At 64.6% G+C, this 18,852-nt stretch carries 11 protein-coding genes; 5 read left to right on the plus strand and 6 right to left on the minus strand.

Annotated elements, in window-relative coordinates:
* Positions 1-179: 179 nt before the first annotated feature.
* The 4 genes from AC4D6D_RS22200 to AC4D6D_RS22215 form a co-directional block, all read right to left on the minus strand.
* Positions 180-1,385 carry a hypothetical protein gene (locus AC4D6D_RS22200; protein ID WP_491327683.1) on the minus strand — a complete coding sequence of 402 codons (1,206 nt, stop codon included), beginning with the start codon at positions 1,383-1,385 and terminating at the stop codon, positions 180-182.
* 74 nt (positions 1,386-1,459) lie between these two features.
* The gene (locus AC4D6D_RS22205) at positions 1,460-2,713 is read right to left on the minus strand and encodes a nitrate/nitrite transporter (protein WP_491327684.1); all 1,254 of its coding nucleotides are present in this window, start codon (positions 2,711-2,713) and stop codon (positions 1,460-1,462) included.
* 210 nt (positions 2,714-2,923) lie between these two features.
* Positions 2,924-4,138, minus strand: a complete 1,215-nt coding sequence (locus AC4D6D_RS22210) for an ABC transporter substrate-binding protein (protein WP_491327685.1) — start codon at positions 4,136-4,138, stop codon at positions 2,924-2,926.
* Entirely contained in the window at positions 4,135-4,716 is a 582-nt protein-coding gene (locus tag AC4D6D_RS22215; RefSeq protein ID WP_491327686.1) for an ANTAR domain-containing response regulator, read from the minus strand. Before AC4D6D_RS22215 ends, AC4D6D_RS22210 begins: the two co-directional genes overlap by 4 nt.
* 259 nt (positions 4,717-4,975) lie before the next feature.
* Here AC4D6D_RS22215 and AC4D6D_RS22220 point away from each other — a divergent pair, with 259 nt between their 5' ends.
* Positions 4,976-8,311 carry a glycoside hydrolase family 2 protein gene (locus AC4D6D_RS22220; protein ID WP_491327687.1) on the plus strand — a complete coding sequence of 1,112 codons (3,336 nt, stop codon included), beginning with the start codon at positions 4,976-4,978 and terminating at the stop codon, positions 8,309-8,311.
* Positions 8,308-9,081, plus strand: coding sequence for a GDSL-type esterase/lipase family protein (locus AC4D6D_RS22225; protein ID WP_491327688.1), 774 nt, complete (start codon positions 8,308-8,310; stop codon positions 9,079-9,081). The genes AC4D6D_RS22220 and AC4D6D_RS22225 overlap by 4 nt, the downstream gene beginning before the upstream one ends.
* 53 nt (positions 9,082-9,134) lie before the next feature.
* Here AC4D6D_RS22225 and AC4D6D_RS22230 read toward each other — a convergent pair whose 3' ends face one another.
* Entirely contained in the window at positions 9,135-10,055 is a 921-nt protein-coding gene (locus AC4D6D_RS22230; RefSeq protein ID WP_491327689.1) for an ROK family protein, read from the minus strand.
* Positions 10,056-10,196: 141 nt separating this feature from the next.
* The gene (locus tag AC4D6D_RS22235; protein ID WP_491327690.1) at positions 10,197-11,456 is read right to left on the minus strand and encodes an ROK family transcriptional regulator; all 1,260 of its coding nucleotides are present in this window, start codon (positions 11,454-11,456) and stop codon (positions 10,197-10,199) included.
* Positions 11,457-11,704: 248 nt separating this feature from the next.
* Here AC4D6D_RS22235 and AC4D6D_RS22240 point away from each other — a divergent pair, with 248 nt between their 5' ends.
* From AC4D6D_RS22240 to AC4D6D_RS22250, 3 genes are all read left to right on the plus strand, one after another.
* Complete coding sequence (locus AC4D6D_RS22240) at positions 11,705-14,707, plus strand: TonB-dependent receptor (protein WP_491327691.1); 3,003 nt, start codon at positions 11,705-11,707, stop codon at positions 14,705-14,707.
* Between the two features lie 95 nt (positions 14,708-14,802).
* On the plus strand, positions 14,803-16,350 hold the full coding sequence (locus AC4D6D_RS22245; protein ID WP_491327692.1) for a tryptophan halogenase family protein: 1,548 nt from the start codon (positions 14,803-14,805) through the stop codon (positions 16,348-16,350).
* Between the two features lie 7 nt (positions 16,351-16,357).
* Positions 16,358-18,823, plus strand: a complete 2,466-nt coding sequence (locus AC4D6D_RS22250; RefSeq protein ID WP_491327693.1) for a glycoside hydrolase family 3 protein — start codon at positions 16,358-16,360, stop codon at positions 18,821-18,823.
* Positions 18,824-18,852 lie beyond the last annotated feature (29 nt).

Here is an 18,852-nt window from a genome sequence, read left to right on the forward strand (position 1 = left end):
CGCCATCCGGACCCTCGGTTCGAAACCGAAAGTCTGGATGGCGGCCTTGCCATCATTCGCGCTTCTGCGGCCCGTCAGTGGATCGCATCGGCTATGGTTTGGAAGGACAGCGTCGTCCTTTGCACTGCACCATAAGCGGAATCGCCCGAGGGCTCAAGCGATTCCGTGATGGCTCTTGCTCAATAGGTCCAGTCGAACTGAATCCAGTACTTATCGGTATCCGTCGCGAAGCTGCGCGCATCGTAATGGGCATAGCGCAGCGAAACGAGCGTCTTGCGCAGCTTCGCAGATGCGAGAAGATCGACTTCGTTGCCATAGTGCTGGTCGAGCCGGTCGCTGTCGAGACGATGCCAGACCGCCTGAAGCGAAACGCCCGTGAGCGGCCCCACCTGCTTCAGGCCATAGCCACCGCCGAAATAGAGGTCGCGGATGCCGTTTGCAGGCGTGGTCAGGAACTTGTCGGTCCAGCCCTGGAACTTGAAATTGCTGCCCAGCGGTGTCTGGAAACTGGTGAATGGCGTGCCGTCACTCGCACCCAGCACCTCGTATCCCGCGTTGAGCTTCCAGCCCCTGACATCCAGCGTGGCGTCGGTCAGCCAGTAGTCGGCATGATAGTCGTTCGGGTTGCGATGATGATCCCATTGCCGTGCGTAGCTCGCCACATAGTCGAGTTTCACGGAAGGAGAGAAGGCGCGGCTGCCGTTCAGCCGCGCGCCGTAAGTGCGGCTCGACAACTGGTAGCCCTGCACGGTGGCTTCGTCCTGGTCGACCAGATAGGCGAACCCGGTCAGCGTTCCGATCGGCGTGGCGTAGGAAAGGTTGGCGAAGAGGTTGTCTCCGCCGATCGCCTGCTGGCGGGCGCCGCGACCATCGATGCCCCAGATCGTGCGGACGCTCCAGGCATAGGAGACATCCAGCTTCAGCCCCCGGACCGGCGAAAGCTGCGCACGCACGGCATCGTAAGTCTGGGCATTGTCGCGGATCGGCGCATTGCCAACGAAGCGCTCGTCATCCAGCGTGATCTTCTGGCGCCCTGCCGTCAGCACTGCGCCTTTCGCCCGGTACTGAAGCTGGGCCACGTAAAGACCGATGTTCTGCGGATCGGAAATCTGCGGGCGATCGGCGGGGCCGTGAAGGCCGTCGTCGTAATGGTCTACCAATGCCAGCGTGCCCTGCCCCTGGACCGTTGCGCTCCACCGGCCGGAAGCGATCTCCACCCCCGTCCGGACGCGCGCGGTGACGGCATCGGCTTCGCGCGGCAGACCGTCCTGATCGACATGCTCGTTACGCAGGCGCACTTCCGCCAGCGGCCTGATGTCGAAATCCTGGGCGCAGGCGGGGCCCGCGACGGCCAACGCAGCCGCCGTGCCAAGCAAGTATCGCATTTTTCTTGAATTCTCCTGGGGGGCATAACAAGAGCGGCGGCCGATCCGATGGGACCGACCGCCGCACTCTCCCATTATATGCGGGCTGCCGTCTTCCAGGTCGCACGCCAGCGAGTCTTGACCATCGCCAGCGAGGCGAGCGCCATGACCGCAAGGCCCGCGAAGATCAGGAAACCGGGCGCGAAGCTGCCGGTGAACTGCCTGGCAAGGCCCAGCGAACTGGCGAGATAGAACCCGCCGATGCCGCCCGCCATGCCGACTAGCCCGGTCATCACCCCGATCTCGGCCTGGAAGCGCTGGGGCACGAGCTGGAACACCGCGCCGTTGCCGGTGCCCAGCGCCAGCATCGCCAGCACGAACAGGCCGAGCGCGCCCGGCAGGCCGGTGGCATTGGCGACCCCGGCCAAGGCCAGTGCGGCGACAAGATAGACGACCATCAGCGCCTTCACGCCGCCGATCCGGTCTGCCAGGGCACCGCCCATCGGCCGCACCAGCGATCCGGCAAAGACGCAGCCTGCCGTGCAATATCCCGCGACGATCGGGGTCAGGCCGAACTGGTCGGTGAAATAGATCGGCAGCGAAGCGGCAAGGCCCACGAAACCGCCGAACGTCACGGCATAGAAGGCCATCAGCCACCAGGCATCGGCCTGCCTGAGCGGCTCGAAATAGTCGACCAGCTTGCGCGGCGCCGGCTGGTCCGGGGCGTCCTTCGCCATCAGCAGATAGACCACGAAGACCAGCGAAAGCGGAATGCAGGCCAGCCCGAGGACGGTGTTCCAGCCGAACATCTTGGCCAGCAGCGGCGCGAAGAGCGAAGCGAGCACGGTGCCCGAATTGCCCATTCCGGCCAGACCCATGGCCTTGCCTTGGTGCTCGGGCGGATACCAGCGGCTGGCGAGCGGCAAGGCGATCGCAAAGCTCGCGCCCGCAAAGCCAAGCACCACGCCAAGCGCCAGCGTACCCGCAAAGCTGTTCACGCCCATGACCCAGGCCAGGAACAGTCCGGCGATGACGACAATCTGGCTGATCGCGCCTGAGCGCTTGGGACCGATGCGGTCCACCAGCAGACCGTTGACGACCCGCAGCAAGGCGCCTGCAAGCGTGGGCGTCGCGACCATCAGCCCCTTTTCGGCCGAAGTCAGCCCGAGCGTCTTCGCAATTTCCGGCGCCAGCGGGCCGAGCAGGACCCAGACCATGAAGGCGAGGTCGAAATAGAGAAAGGCGGCGATCAGGGTCGGCGCATGACCAGCCTTCCAGAAGTTGGTCGTTTCCGTTTCAGCGGTGGCCGTTTCAGCCTCTCCGTCACGTTCCCAGTAAGCGGTTGCCATCGTAGGTCCCTCATATAACGGACACGAAAAAAGCCGCAGGCCGGACGTCACCCTCTGGTGAGCCCGGTCAGCGGCTTTGCTGCGAATTTCGGTGAGGATGGCGCCCCGCCCTTGGAGCAGCACATCCGAATATGGTCACGCGTCTTCGCGTGAGGCGCCTATCATCAATCGATTCGCGTCATGTTGCAAGGCACAAAATTCACGCCGATCTCAACGCACTTGCACAAACCCAGCCAGATAGTCGTCGATCCGCTCGGGATCGAAGACCCGTCCGTCGAAGAACCGGTCAGGGCCGAGCGTCAGGTCGCCCTTGCGCGATCCCACCGCGAGCGGCGAGGCGACGGCGCCTTCGAGCTTCATGCTCGCCCCCGGCATCGGCATGTCGCTGCCGGCCAGAGCGCGGCGGAATACGTCGGGCCTGAAGACCCTGCCTGCCTTGGCCGCATGTTCCGGCGAATGCTCGGCCATGCCCCAGCGCACGAGCTGCGAGTAGATCCACAGCGCCTGACTGCGCCAGGGGAACGGCGTCGCCTCGCGCGAGAACAGCATGAAATCGGGATTGGAAAGCGGCGCTTCACCCGCACGCGCGACGATCTGCCCGGTCAGTCCGCGCCGGATAAGATCGGCGGGTTGGTCGAGATAGCGCGGATCCGAGAGCAAGTGCGCCAGCGCCTCATGGTTCTCCGGATCGTCGCACCAGCTCGCCGCCCGCGCCAGAGCGCGCAGCAGCCGGTCGACCGTCTCGGTGTTCTCCTCCAGCCAGTTCTCGCGGAAGGCCAGCACTTTCTCGACGCCGCGCTGCCAGATGCGCTCGCCCACGGCGACGGTTTCGGCAAGCCCCGCCTCGACAGCAGCGCTGCCCCAGGGTTCTCCGGCGATGAACCCGTCGATCTCTCCTGCGTGGAGCGCCTCCACCGTCAGCGACGGCGGCAGCACCCGCAGCACCACGTCACGGTCGGGATCGACACCCGCACTGGCCAGCCAATAGCGCAGCATCAGCGCATGGCTGGAGAAGCGGTGCACCACGCCGATCACCGGCTTGCGCCGCCACAGTCCGATGGCAGCGGCAAAGTCGTGCGCGGCGGCCAAGGGATCGGCGATGCGGCTGGCCGGATCGGGATCGAGCGCGGCGGCAAAGTCCTTCGCCATGACCAGCATATTGCCGTTAACGCCCAGCTTGTAAGGCGCGGCCAGGGCGGCAGGCTGCTGGCTGAGGCCCAGCGTCACCGCAACCGCGAGCGGAGCCAGCATATGCGCGGCCTGCGCTTGCCCATAGACGAGCCGGTCGCGCAGAGTGGCCCAGCTTGTGGTGCGCAGCAGGTCGAGCGCCAGTCCTTCCTCTTCGGCAAATCCGCGCTCGCGGGCAGCGGCAAGGACCGCCACGTCGTTGAGCGGCAGGAAGGCGATGCGCAAGTTCGTCGTCATAATCCCCCTCCCAGCAGATCGCTGGCGGTGATGAGTGCCTGCGCCACATCCACGATCTTCTTGCCCTGGTTCATCGCGCCCGATCGCAGCAGGGCATAGGCCTCCTGCTCCGAGAGACTGCGCTGCGCCATCAGGATAGACTTGGCGCGGTCGATCACCTTGCGGTCCGAGAGAGCATTGCGCGCCTCGTCCAGTTCCGCCTGTATCCGCGCAAAAGCATTGAAACGCCGCACCGCCAGTTCGAGCACCGGCTTCACCCGCTCCTTGCGCAAACCATCGACTACATATGCCGAAACCCCTGCGTCGATGGCCGCGCCGATCATCGCCTCGTCGGACTGGTCCACGAACATCGCGATCGGCCGCGCCAGCGCGCGGCTGACGGTGAGCATTTCCTCCAGCGTGTCGCGGCTGGGACTGCCGAGGTCCATCAGCACGACATCCGGCGCCATGCGTTCGAGCCGCGCGACGAAAGCCCCGCGCGGCGGCACGATGTGAATGTCGTCATAACCCGCCTCGCGCAGGCCCTCTTCGAGAACCGTCGCGCGTAATCCGCTGTCGTCGATGATGACGATTCTCATGGATGATCCGATTCCACTGAACCCGTGCCCGTATTTCGCCGCACATCGCCGACCTGCTTGCCCGCGTCAACGACGCCTTGGAAGAAAGCTGCGCGGCAATATCTAAAAACATTTGTCTTTTTTCCGGAAGCCGTGTTTCTTCGCAGCATAAGGCCCGTGAGGCAATGGAGGGACGGGGATGACGAGAGGGATGAGGATTTCTGCGCGTAGTGCTCTGGGAACGGTTCTGGCTGTATCCCTGCTGGCCCCTACTTCGGGGATGGCGCAAGTTTCCGGGCCTTTCGATCTCCGGGTCGTTCCGGCTGCACCGACATGGTCGAGCGATATTGCCCTTCCTGCCGGAAACTGGACGCTGTCGTTCTGGGCTGCGTTCGCGCAAGGCAGCGAGGGGCCGATCGTGACCCTTGCAGACAGTGCGCAAGGGCCGGTGCTTTCGCTGACCCTCGCCCAAGGCAAGCCGGGCATCGCGGCGGGCCAGCGGCAGGCTGTCGGCCCTGCCCTTTCCCGACCGAGCGACTGGCACCATTACGCCATCGTTGCAGAGGCCGGCGGCCAGCGGCTCTATGTCGATGGGCGTCCGGTCGCCAACCTGTCGCAGCCGCTCGCTGGAGCGCCGAGCAAGCTGTTGGTCGCCCCGTCCAACCGTCCTTCCGGCGACGTTTCGGCCCGCCTGATCGGCCTGCGCATCGATAGCGGCACGAAATCACCTGTAGAACTGCGCAAGATCGCCGCCGCAGCCCCCGACCCCATGCTCGTCCAGTTCACCGAGACCAGCGCCCGCTGGCCGCTTCAGGTGCGGCAGATGCAGGGACAACTGACGCCTCAGCCACCCGCCACACTGCCCCGCAGCGCCACCGCGCCGGACAAGCCGGTCGCGAAGCCCGTCCCACAAGTAGCGCCGCTCGCCGCACAGGGCGATGCCCGCTGGACCTTGCAGAAATGGACTCTGGCCGAAGCCCCGGAAGTTTCCGGCGACGGTAGCGCGATCTCCCGCACCGGTTACACGGGCGGCAAGTGGTACGCCGCGACCGTCCCCGGCACCGTGCTCACCACGCTGGTTGATCGCGGCGTCTACCCCGACCCGGCGCATGGCTTGAACAATCTCGTCATCCCCGAGAAGCTCGCGCGGCAGGACTACTGGTATCGCACCGAGTTCGATCTTCCCGCAGGAACGTCCGGCAAACGACTGGAATTGCTGCTTAACGGGGTGAATTTCAGTTCTCAGGTCTGGGTCAACGGCACGCAGGCCGGGACCACGAAAGGCGCCTTCGTGCGCGGCCGCTTCGACGTTTCGCCCTACCTGAAACCCGGCCGCAATGCGGTTGCCATTCGCGTCTCGCCGCCGCCGCATCCCGGCCTCGCCCATGAGGAATCGCTGACCGCCGGGGTCGGTGAGAACGGCGGCGCAATGATGCTCGACGGCCCCACTTTCGGCGCCTCGGAAGGCTGGGACTGGATTCCCACGATCCGCGACCGCCAGACCGGCCTTTGGCAGGACGTGCAGCTTCTCGCCTCGGGCGATGTGCAGATCGGGGACCCGCAAGTCGTCACCACCCTGCCCAATCCCGACAACTCCGTGGCCCATGTCGAGATCACGGTTCCGGTCAGCAACCGCTCCGACCAGCCCCGCACCGCAACCGTCCGCGCCGCCTTCGATGACGTGACGGTCGAGCGTTCGATCACCGTTCCCGCAGGCCAATCGACCGTCGTGCGCTTCTCGCCCGAGACAGATGCCGCGCTGGCGGTGCGCAATCCGAAACTCTGGTGGCCCAACGGCTACGGCGATCCGGCGCTGCACACGCTCCACCTTACCACCTCGGTCGAAGGCGCGAAGTCCGACGCGAAGGACTTGCGCTTTGGCATGCGGCAGGTGACATACGAAATGTCGCTGGTGGACGAGGACGGCAGCCTCGACCGTGTCGCCATCGATTTCGAGAAGGCACGCGCGCTCGGCCAGCAGATCGTCGACGAGCGGCATCAGGCGATCCGTCAGGTGCGCGGTGGCTGGGCCTATTCCTTCGCACCGGGCGCCGAAAAATCGCCCGCCGTCACCCCGATCGCAGGGGACGAAGGACTTTCGCCCTTCCTCGTCCTGCGCGTCAACGGCGTGCGGATTGCTGCGCGCGGCGGCTCGATCGGCATGGACGACTTCATGAAGCGCGTCGACCGCGCGCGGCTTGAGCCGTTCTTCAAGCTCCACAAGGACGCCCACGTCAACGTCATCCGCAACTGGGTGGGCCAGAACACGCAGGCGAGCTTCTTCGACCTGGCCGACGAATATGGCCTGATGGTCATGAGCGATTTCTGGGAATCGACGCAGGACTACAATATCGAGGCGGAGGACGCCCAGCTGTTCCTGGGCAATGCGAAAGACGTGGTCCAGCGCTTCCGCAATCATCCCTCGATCGTGCTGTGGTTCGGCCGTAACGAAGGCGTGCCGCAACCGATCCTCAACGAGGGACTGGACGAAATGCTTCGCAAGGAGGACGGCACCCGGCTCTACATGGCCTCGTCCAATCGCATCAACCTCCACGATTCCGGCCCCTACAACTGGCGCGCGCCGGAGAAGTACTTTACCGAATATTCGAAGGGCTTCGCCGTCGAAGTCGGCACCCCCTCGTTCCCGACGCTGGAATCCTGGGAGCGCGCGATCCCGGCAAGCGAGCGCTGGCCGGTCAGCGACACCTGGGCCTATCACGACTGGCACCAGACCGGGAACGGCGCGGTCAAGAGCTTCACCGATGCCATGGAACGCGAATTCGGCAAGCCCACCAGCCTGCCGGACTTCGAGCGGAAAGCGCAGATGCTCGAATACGAGAGCTACCGCGCGATCTTCGAGGGCATGAATGCCGGGCTATGGACCGAGAATTCGGGCCGCATGCTGTGGATGACCCAGCCTGCATGGCCGAGTTCGGCGTGGCAGATCCTCTCTTCCGACTACGACACCCACGGTGCCTTCTACGGTATGAAGAAGGCCTCCGAGCCGGTTCACGTCCAGATGAACCTGCCTGACCACAAGGTGATCCTCGTCAACAACCGCATGACTCCGCTCTCGGGCGTGACCGTGCGCGCGGTGGTGCAGGCGCTCGATGGCCGCCAGCTCGCGGTGCAGGAGAAGAAGCTGGATATAACCGGCGGCAAGGTGGGCGAGGCGTTCACGCTCGATCTCGCGCCGCTGATGGCTTCCGGGCCGGTACTGATCCGGCTCGAAGCACTCGACACTTCGGGAACCCGGCTTTCCGATAACTTCTACTGGCAGGCCGCCGCCGACGAGGCGCTTCAGGCGCTCGGCACGATGGCGCAAGTGCCGCTCGACGCGCGGGCACGGGCTTCGCAGGACGGCGAGGAAACCCGGATCGACGTCACCCTGACCAACCCCGGCAAGACCGCCGCGATCCAGACCAAGCTCACCCTGTTCGATGCCAGGGGGAAGCAGGTCCTGCCCGCCTATTTCTCGGACAACTACGTCTCGCTCCTTCCGGGCGAGACGCGTAGCGTGACCATAACCGCACCGAAGGATGCGGCTGGTAGTTCACCTTCCGTCAAGCTGCGCGGCTGGAACGTCGTGCCCCGGACCATCGCCACAGGAAAATGACCTTGCGCCTCAAGCTTCTGCCCGTTCTCGCCCTCTCCGCCATCGCTTTCTCCGCTCCGGCTTTCGCCCAGAACGCGCCTGCGTCCAATGCCCCCAATGCAACGGAGCAGCGCCTGCGTACGGACTGGGCCTGGACCGCGCGCTATCGCGACGCCAACCTTGCGGATGCCGCCGCGACGACGCGCCCGCGCATCGTGCTCATGGGCGATTCCATCACCCAAGGCTGGTACGATCTTGATCGCCCGTTCTTCACACCGGGCCGGATCGGGCGCGGTATCGGCGGGCAGACGACCTCGCAGATGCTGCTGCGCTTCCGTCAGGACGTGGTCGATCTCAAGCCGCAAGTCGTGCAGATCATGGCGGGCACCAACGACATCGCCGGAAACACCGGACCGATGACCGACGAGCAGATCCAGGGTAATTTCCGCTCCATGGTAGAGATGGCGCAGGCGAACGGCATCCGCGTGGTGATCGCCTCGATCCCGCCTGCCGACTTGTTCCCCTGGCGTCCCGGCCTCGAAACCGGGCCGCGCATCCAGCGCCTCAATGCCTGGCTCAAGAGCTATGCCGCCAAGACCGGCTCGGTCTATGCGGACTACTGGACGGCGATGAAGGGCACCGGCCTCGGCGCGCGCGAAGGACTGACGTCCGATCACGTGCACCCCACCCCGGCCGGATACGAGGTGATGAACAAGGTCGCCGAAGCCGCGTTCAAGCAGGTCCTCGCCCTGCCCGCGCCGCGACCGCTCGCCATTACTCGGGTGCCGTAATCGTCGAACCGGCGGCGCTCGTTATCGCGGCAACGCGAACGAGCGCCGTCCTATCATAACGCGGGCACGACCTCGTCCAAGTCCCAGAGCAGGGCTGCCCCGCGAACGCCCGAACTGTCGCCCCAGCGGGCGCGCACGACTTCGCCGGTCCAGGCACCGGAGAAAGTCCGCGCCCGTATCGCCTCGGCGAGTCCTTCGTAGATCGCCTCCACGTTCGACATGCCACCGCCGAGCACGATGGCGTCGGGATCGAGCAGGTTGGCAACCACGGCCAGTCCCCGCGCCAGACGGTCGCGGTAGCGCTCCAGCGCCTCGCGCCCATGCGCGTCGCCCGCTGCGGCTGCCGCGACGATAGCGGGAGCATCGAGATCGCGCCCGGTCGCGGATTCGAACGATCGGCGGAAGCCGGTGCCCGAGACCCAGGATTCGAAGCATCCGCTAAGGCCGCACCAGCAGGCAGGAGCAGGCAGTTCGTCCGGCTGCGGATCGGGCAACGGCATGTGCCCGAGTTCCCCGCTCAGCCCGTGCGCGCCGCCGACGACATGCTGCTTCAGCACGATACCACCCCCGCAGCCGGTGCCGATGATAAGCCCGAAGACAGAGGGCTTGCCCGCTGCCGCACCGTCGATGGCTTCCGAAAGGGCGAAGCAGTTGGCGTCGTTGGCCAGCCGGATCGGCCGACCAAGCGCCGCTTCTAGGTCTCTCTGGAAGGGACGGCCGTTGAGATAGGCCGAATTGGCATTGCGCATCAGGCCCGAACCGCGCGCGGCAGAACCGGGCGTGCCGATCCCGATCGTTCCGCGCAGGCCGAGTTCGCCTTCTACCCCGGCAATCAATTTGCAGAGAGTCGCCAATGCCTCGTCATAACTGCCCGGCGTCGGCGTACGGCGGCGGTGCAGCACCGTGCCGTCGGCGGCCAGAGCCGCCGCTTCGATCTTGGTACCGCCGAAATCGATTCCAATCCGCATGGTCATGCGGCCACTCGCCGCATCGGCGCGAAAACCGCCATTGCCCTCTCCGGTAAGACTGCGCCTTCATCGGGCATGAACCTGCCCGCGACGCCTCAAGATGTCGGCGCATTTTGGCAGGTCTTACGAATAAGACAATTTCTTTTTTTAATTTAACTCCGATCGCCCTGCCTGCATCAGGATGGCATCGGAAGGCAGCAACTGGTCGAGGAACGGCAGGATAGCCGCGCCGATCGCCGGAGCCTCTGCCGCCATTTGCGCCGGATGGACCGGAACGCGATTGGGCATCGAGACTTCCGCCAACCCTGCATCGAGCCGTGCGCAGAGACGCTCGATCAGCGGCGCGGGCAATCGCCCGCCAACGACGATGGCATCGGGGTCGAGCAGGCAGGATACCGCCACCAGCGGCCCCGTCAGCGCGCGAGTGGCATCGGCGATCCATTGATCCACCGTCGTAGCCATCACCGGATCGAGCGCGAGCAGGTCCTCCAGCACATCGAGTTTGCGCCCGACTTGCGCGAGCCTTTCCTCGATCGCCGAGAGCGAAACCGTGTCCTGCACGACGGCGCCGGGATCGGCCGCGCCGACATCCGGCATCAGGCCGATTTCGCCGCTGCGCATCCGGGCACCGCGATAGTAGCTGCCGTCGATCACCGGTCCGCCGCCGAGGCCTGCGCTGATCAGCAGGTAGAAGAAACTCGGCCTTTCGTGACCGCTTACCCCTTGCGCTTCGCCGAGCGCGGCCGCCGCCGCGTCATTGTCGACATGGACCGGCCAGGGCAGGATTTCCTTGAGAAGGCTGGCGAAATCGACTTTGGACCAGCTTTCGTAGCCTTCCGGCTTGTTGGGAAGCGCGATCCCGCCAAGATCGTCGGGTCGGGCGAGGCCGATGCCCAATATCCGCGCGCGATCCACCCCGCCTGCGGCCAGCAGCCCGTCCAGTTCCTCGCCGACGATCGCCACGACATCGGAAGGAAGTGCGAAGCGGACCTCGCGGGTGACGCGGCTGCGCACTTCCCCGGCAAGGTCGAGCGCGACCAGAGTGATGTGATCGCGGTCGACGTTGAGTCCGATCGCAAAGGCGCCGTCCGGGTTCACTGCGAGGCGCAGCGCGGGCTGCCCCCGACCGCCATGCTTGCGACCGAGGTGGGCGATCAGCCCCAACTCGTCGAGCCGCGAGGTGATGTTCGCGATCGTCGGCGCGGTCAGGCCGGTCTGCCGCGCCAGTTCGATGCGGGTGGTTTCACCGCTCAGGCGGATGGCCTGGAGCACGATGCGCTGGTTGTAGTCGCTCGCACGCGCCAAGTTGGTGCCGGAAAGCGAAATGGCCAACCGCTTGCCGCGAACTTCCACCGAGTCAGGGGCGGCCGAATCAGGGGCTGTGACGCTGCGATCCTCTCTTTTCATGAATCGAACGATTACCTCCGCTTTCGCCCTGGAACTAACAAAAAAGAAAAAATTTAAGTTGACGCTCTTCTTCATTGGGCGGATGACTGGCGCAACACGAGTCACGAAGAATACTCGGACCAGGAGAGGAAAAGCGGCAAGATGACCGCGGGTTTATCCCCTCTCCGCCAAAGTGAGGCACGCATTTCGCGTGAAGAGAGGAGTTGAGGGGAATGAAGCAGCACAGTTGCTTGCGTCGTGGCGTCCTTATGGCTGCCACGTCCATTGTTGCATTGGGATCGTCGCACGGCGCCTGGGCACAGGAAACCGTGTCTACGGCCGATCCGAGTGCCGAAGATATCATCGTTACCGGTATTCGCGCCTCGCAGGAACGCGCGGTCAATATCAAGCGCAACGCGACTTCGGTGGTGGATTCCATCTCGGCCGAAGATATCGGCAAGCTGCCCGACGTCACCATTTCGGACTCGCTTCAGCGCATTCCCGGCGTGCAGATCCTGCGCAGTGCCGGCGAAGGCTCGACGATCAACATTCGCGGCCTGCCGCAAGTGACGACCCTGCTCAACGGCGAAGCATACCTTGGCGCACAGTCGATCACGACGATCCAGCCGAACTTCAATGATATCCCCTCGCAGCTCTTCGCAGGCGCCGACGTCATCAAGTCCGCCACGGCGGATTCGCTCAACGCGGGCATCACCGGCACCGTCAACTTGCGCACCCGCCGCCCCTTCGACCTGAAGGACGGCGTGACAGTCGCCGTCGCGGCGGAAGGCACTTACGGCGACAAGACCAAGCACAAGTTCGACCCGAACTTCAACGGCCTGCTCTCCTGGCATAACGACCGCTTCGGGGTGATGGTCTCGGCGGCCTATTCCGACGTACGCCTGTCGAACTCGCACAACGGCATCCAGGAAGGCTACGGGGCGGCGCTGCACAACGAAGGCACGCTCGACGCGAAGTCGACGAACGGCTTCTCGCCCGCCAACCGTCCGCGCGGTACGGCGGTCGCGGGCGGCGTGGACGTCAACGGCGACGGCGATGCCAAGGATGCCTTCATCGTGCCGCAGGGCTTCACCGGCTGGAACAAGATCAACCAGCGCCAGCGCCTCGGCATCAACGGCTCGGCGCAGTGGATGATCAGCGATGCCCTGACCCTGACCGGCGATGCCTTCTTCACCCGCCAGAACGAGCACGCCCGCACTGCCGGTTTCCAGATGCAGAACGTGAACTGGCAGGCAGCGGAGTTCATGCCCGGCCAGTCGCGGGACACCGGTGCCACTTATGTCGATATACGGGATGGCGGGACCTACAACGTAAATACCACTCAGGTTTACAACTACGATCTCGGCAATTTCGACTCCTACGCCCAGACCGACCGCTACAAGTCGCAGTCGCAGAACTACAATCTCGAACTGAAGTTCGACAACGGCGGCCCGTTCAAGGGAAGCCTGCGCGGCATCTACGGCAAGGCGCACCAATACTACGACCAGAGCTATCTCCAGTTCAGCATGTCCGACGGCCAGCAGTGGCAGCCGGGCGGCATTGGCCACTATCCCGGCGGCGACCGCGTATTCAATCCGAACGGCTATACGGTCAACACCATTGCCGGTCTGAACTCGCTGCCTGCCGTGGTCGACTATACGGGCAGCAAGCCGGTCTTCACCCTGCCCTCGCAGCTTCTGAGCGAACTGGGCGACATCGGCAACTACGCGCTCAAGACGATGTCCTCGGAGGGCAACTATCGCCGCAAGGGCGACCTCAAGGTCCTGCGTGCAGACGGTTCCTACGAGTTCTCGCCCGAACTGACGGTGAGCTTCGGCGGCCGTTATTCCGAACGCTCGATCAACGATTACGAATTCGACCGCGCTGCCCCGCTCTATGCGGGCATGGCCAGCGATCCGAACGGCTGCCTCGTCAAGTGGAAAGCCTTCGACGTGCCCATGAGCGACAAGTCGTGCAGCGCCGGTGATGCCTCGGGCTTCTATACCGCAGGCCTCACCCGCCTTGCCAACGATCCCACGCTCGGCGGCCGGGTCAAGCTGTTCAACCCCGGCGTCGCGGGCGTGCCCAACATGTACGTGCTCGATCCCAAGGCGATGGACAACGCGCTGGCGTTCCAGAACGAGTTCTATCCCGGCAATGTCGAGGTCATGAACCCCGGTGCCTCGTTCAACGTCGGCGTCAAGCAGATCTCCGGCTATGTCCAGACCGACTTCCACGGCGACCTGTTCGGCGTGCCGTTCGCGGGCAACGCGGGCGTCAAGGTCATCAACACCAAGCTGGACATCACCCAGTACGTGACCGGCGGCCCGCAGCCATACGGCCTTGCCAACGAGCTGGCCGGTTCGGTCAACACACGGCGTGACTTCACCGACATCCTGCCCGCGTTCAACGTCGCTTTCGACCTCGAGCAGAACCTGAAGTTCCGCTTCGCCTTCTCGAAGACGATGACCTTGCTCGACCTCAACCAGTGGGGCGGCGGCCTGAACCCGACTTACGCGATCGATACGAACGTTTCCGGAACGCCGATCTTCCGCGTCACCGGCGGCAGCCAGTCGGGCAATCCCAACCTCGATCCCTGGCGTGCCACCAATGTGGAAGGGTCCCTCGAATACTACCTTGGGCGAGGCAGCCTGCTTAGCGTCGGCGCTTTCTATATCGCCGTGGACAGCTTCATTCAGGCAGGCAACGAGAACCGTTCCGACCTGCCCGACAACGATGGCGTAGTGCGCAATCGCACGGTTTCGATCAGCACGCCGATCCAGGGGTCGGGCGGCTCGCTCAAGGGCATCGAGGCGGGCGCTAAGCTCTCGTTCACCGACCTCGGCTTCATGCCCGGCTTCCTGTCGAATTTCGGCATCGACACCAACTTCACCTTCTCGCCCTCCAATACCGGTGACCGGGATCTGGCCGGAAAGAAGATACCGTTCCAGGACAACTCGAAGATCCAGACCAACGCCGCGCTGTTCTATCAGGACTCGCACTTCCAGGCCCGCGTGGCGTGGAACTATCGCTCCGAGCGCGCGGTGCAGTCGAACTTCGGCGGTATCAAGGGGCTGGAACTCTATCAGGCGCCGACGAACTACGTGGACGCTTCCGTGAGCTACGATATCACGCCGAACATCACGATCTACGGACAGGGCTCCAACCTGACCGGCGAGTACGAGAAGTACTATCTCACCTGGAAAGACCAGAAGGCCTACAACAATATCTTCGAACGCCGCTTCACCATGGGCGCGCGCGTCAAGTTCTGATCTCACCCCTTTCTCCCCCGCCCACCTCCTCCGGGCGGGGGGGGGATCCCTTTTTCCATCCCGGTAAGGTAGACAGGTCTTCAAGGGGCCAGGACATGGTAGCGAATCCGATCCGTTCCATCTTGATCGTCGGAGGCGGCACAGCCGGCTGGATGGCGGCCAACCTTCTGGCGACGCGCCTGCGCCGCCTTCCCATCGCAATCACCCTGGTCGAAAGCCCCGACATCCGCACCGTAGGCGTGGGCGAGGCGACCGTTCCCGCGATCCGCGACTACTTCAAGGCTATCGGCGTGACCGAGGCCGAAGTCATGCAGGCTTCGCAGGGCACCGTGAAGCTGGGAATCGAGTTCCGCGACTGGCGGGCGCTGGGCACCAGCTTTTTCCACCCCTTCGGGCGCTACGGTGTCGATGCCTTCTCGGTGCCGTTCCATCAGTATTGGCTGAAGCGCCGCATGGCGGGCGACCAGACGCCGCTGTCCGAATATTGCCTGCCGACGCAGGCGGCGATGCGCAATCTGATGCTGCTGCCGTCCGAGCAGCCGGTCAACGACCTTGGCGTGTTCGACTGGGCAATCCATTTCGACGCGGGCCTGTTCGCCCGCTTCCTCACGCAGCGCGGGCGTGACCTGCTGGGCGTGCGTCACCTCGAAGGCACGATTTCCGGCGCGAACCGCGACGCAGAGAACGGGCGGATCGCCTCGGTCACGCTGACTGACGGGCGCTCGTTGGAGGCCGACCTGTTCGTCGATTGCTCGGGCTTCCGTAGCCTGCTGCTGGGCCAGACGCTGGAAGTGCCTTACGAGGACTGGACGCACCTGCTGCCCTGCGACCGCGCGGTGGCGATGCCCTGTGCGCATGGCGATAGCCTCACGCCCTATACCCGCAGCACCGCGCTCTCCGCTGGCTGGCAGTGGCGCATTCCGCTGCAGCACCGCGTCGGCAATGGTTACGTCTATTCCAGCCGCCACATCTCCGACGACGAGGCGACCGCCACGCTGATCGCCAATCTTGAGGGTGAGGCGCTGACAGAGCCCAACATGCTGCGCTTCCGCACGGGCCACCGGACCAGGGTATGGGAGAAGAATTGCGTCGCCGTCGGGCTCGCCGCAGGCTTCCTCGAACCGCTGGAATCGACCTCGATCGTGCTGATCCAGAGCGGTATCGAGCGCCTGCTCGCCCACTTCCCCGATCGCGATTTCGATCCCTCGCTGGCGGACGAGTTCAACCGCATCACCGCGCTCGAATATGCGCGCATCCGCGATTTCCTTCTGCTGCACTACTGGGGCGGACAGCGGGAAGAAACGATATGGCGTGAGTGCCGCGCGCTCGATCTGCCGGAAACACTGGCGCAGCGCATCAGGGCCTACGAGGGCGCGGGCAAGCTGCCGCGCTTCGAATGGGATTCGTTCCAGTCGCCAAGCTGGCTGTCGATGTTCGCCGGGTTCGACATCTGGCCCTCCCGCTACGACCCGCTGGCCGACCAGTTCTCGGTCGAGGAACTGGGCGGCACGTTCGAGCAGATGCGCGCCGCCGTGGCCCGCGCCGTCTCGCTCGCGGGCACGCACGAACAATTCATCGCCGAGACTTGTGCTGCACCTGCTGCGCAAAATGCTGCCCCCCAGTTCACGCTAAACTCCGCTTAGGAAACCGATGCGACTGACGCTTTCCCTCCTCGCCCTCTCCTGCGCCGCCGTGCCCTTCGCGGCGGCCTCGGCCGATGCGCCGCTGCCGGAAGCGGGAGCTAATTCACCGCTGCCCGCAGCGGCCACCGCTCACCCGGATCTCTGGCCCAAGGCCAAGAGCGTCGGCCTTATCGATCCGGAGACCGAGGCGAAGATCACCAAGATGATGGCCGAGATGTCGGTGCGCGAGAAAGTCGGGCAGATGATCCAGCCCAGCATCGCCGCGATGAAGCCGGAAGAACTGCGCGAGTATCCGGTCGGCTCGATCCTCGGCGGCGGCAACGATCCGCCGCTTTCGGGGAACGATCGCGGCCCCGCCAGCGACTGGATCGCCACTGCAGAGGCTTTCCGTCAGGTCTCGATCGAGAAGCGCCCCGGCCACGTGCCGATCCCGGTGATCTTCGGCATGGATTCCGTTCACGGTAACTCGAACGTTTTCGGCGCCACGATCTTCCCGCACAACATCGGCCTTGGCGCGATGCGGGATCCGGCGCTGATGGAGAAGATCGGTCAGGTCACCGCTGCCGAGAGCGCGGCCTCCGGCTTCGACTGGGCCTTCGGGCCCACCGTCACCGTGCCGCAGGACGATCGCTGGGGCCGCGCCTACGAAGGCTATTCGAAACGCCCCGAGATCACCCGCGAATATTCCGCCGCGATGGTGCGCGGGCTTCAGGGAACACCCGGCAAGAGCCGCATCCAGAACGGCAATGTCGCCGCCTCGATCAAGCACTTCCTGGCGGACGGAGGCACCCATGGCGGCATCGATCAGGGCGACGCGCAAGTCCCCGAAAAGGACCTGATCGAACTGCACGTGCCCGGTTACGTCAGCGGTATCGATGCCGGTGCGATGACGGTCATGGCCAGCTTCTCCTCGTGGAACGGGGTCAAGAACCATGGCAACAAGACACTGCTGACGGATGTGCTGAAGGGCCGCCTCGGCTTCGAGGGCTTCACCGTGGGCGACTGGAACGCGCACGGCCAGATCCCCGGCTGCACCAACGGCAATTGCCCGCAGACGTTCAATGCCGGTCTCGACATGGCGATGGTGCCGAACGACTGGAAGGACCTGTTCAACAACACGCTGAAGCAGGTTCAGGACGGCACGATCCCGATGGCGCGCGTGAACGATGCGGTGCGCCGCATCCTGCGCGTGAAATTCAAGCTGGGCCTGTTCGATCCGGCCCGCCCCTACGAGCACCGCACCGAACTCGGCACGCCGGAACATCGCGCGGTTGCGCGTCAGGCGGCAGCGGAATCGCTGGTGCTGCTCAAGAACAACGGTGCACTGCTGCCGATCAAGCCCGGCCAGAAGGTGCTCGTCACCGGCACCCATGCCGATGATATCGGCATGCAGACCGGTGGCTGGACGATGTCTTGGCAGGGCACCGGCAACACCAATGCCGACTTCCCCGGCGCCACTTCGATCTGGGGCGGCCTCAAGACCGCGATCGAGGCGGCGGGCGGCACGGCCACGCTGAACGCCGACGGTAAGCTGACGGGCGCCAAGCCCGATGTTGCCGTCGTTGTCTTCGGGGAGACGCCTTATGCCGAAATGGTCGGCGATATCTCCACGCTGGAATTCCAACCGGGCGACAAGCAGGCGCTGGCCCAGTTGAAGGCGCTCAAGGCGCAAGGGATTCCGGTCGTCTCGGTGTTCATTTCGGGCCGCGCCCTCTGGGTGAACCCGGAGATCAACCAGTCCGACGCCTTTGTCGCCGCCTTCCTGCCGGGGTCGGAAGGCGAAGGCCTCGCCGACGTGCTGGTCGCGAAAAAGGACGGCACGCCGAACAAGGATTTCCGTGGCAAGCTCAGCTATTCCTGGCCGAAGAACGCGGGCCAGTTCCTCAACAACGTCGGCCAGCCCGGTTACGACCCACAGTTCGCCTATGGCTACGGCCTCACCTACAAGGACAAGACGACGGTTCCGCAGTTGAGCGAAGTGGCCGGAGTCGATGCGTCGCTGTCGAACGTCTCGGTCTATTACCTGCCGGGCAAGGTCCTGACGCCGTGGAAGCTCGCCACGAGTGGCGCGGTCGCGGTGAAGAACGTGGACGGCGGTGGAACGCAGGAAGGCGCGCGTCAGTTCACCTTCACCGGCCCAGGCGAAGTGCGCATCGAGGGCCCGACAGTCGATCTGAACCGCCAGAGCAACGCGATGCTCAGCCTGCGCATCGATTACCGTGTCGATGGCAAGAGCGCGACCGCCCCAAAGCTGGGCATGGGCGAAACGTTTCTCGACGGCGCACAGCTCTTTACTGCCGCGCACGGCAAGTGGGCCAGCGTCAAGATCTCGCTCTCCTGCTTCGCCAGGCACGGCGCGGAGATGACGAAGATCGCGCGTCCCTTCGTGCTGCAAGGCAGCGCGGGTGAGACGATCGCCATCTCCACCATCAAGCTCGACGCCGATCCTGCCGGCGCAATCTGTCCGAACTGACCTTCAAACCGGGAGGAGAGGTCCGGCAA

The sequence above is a fragment of the Novosphingobium sp. BF6 genome, assembly GCF_058273105.1.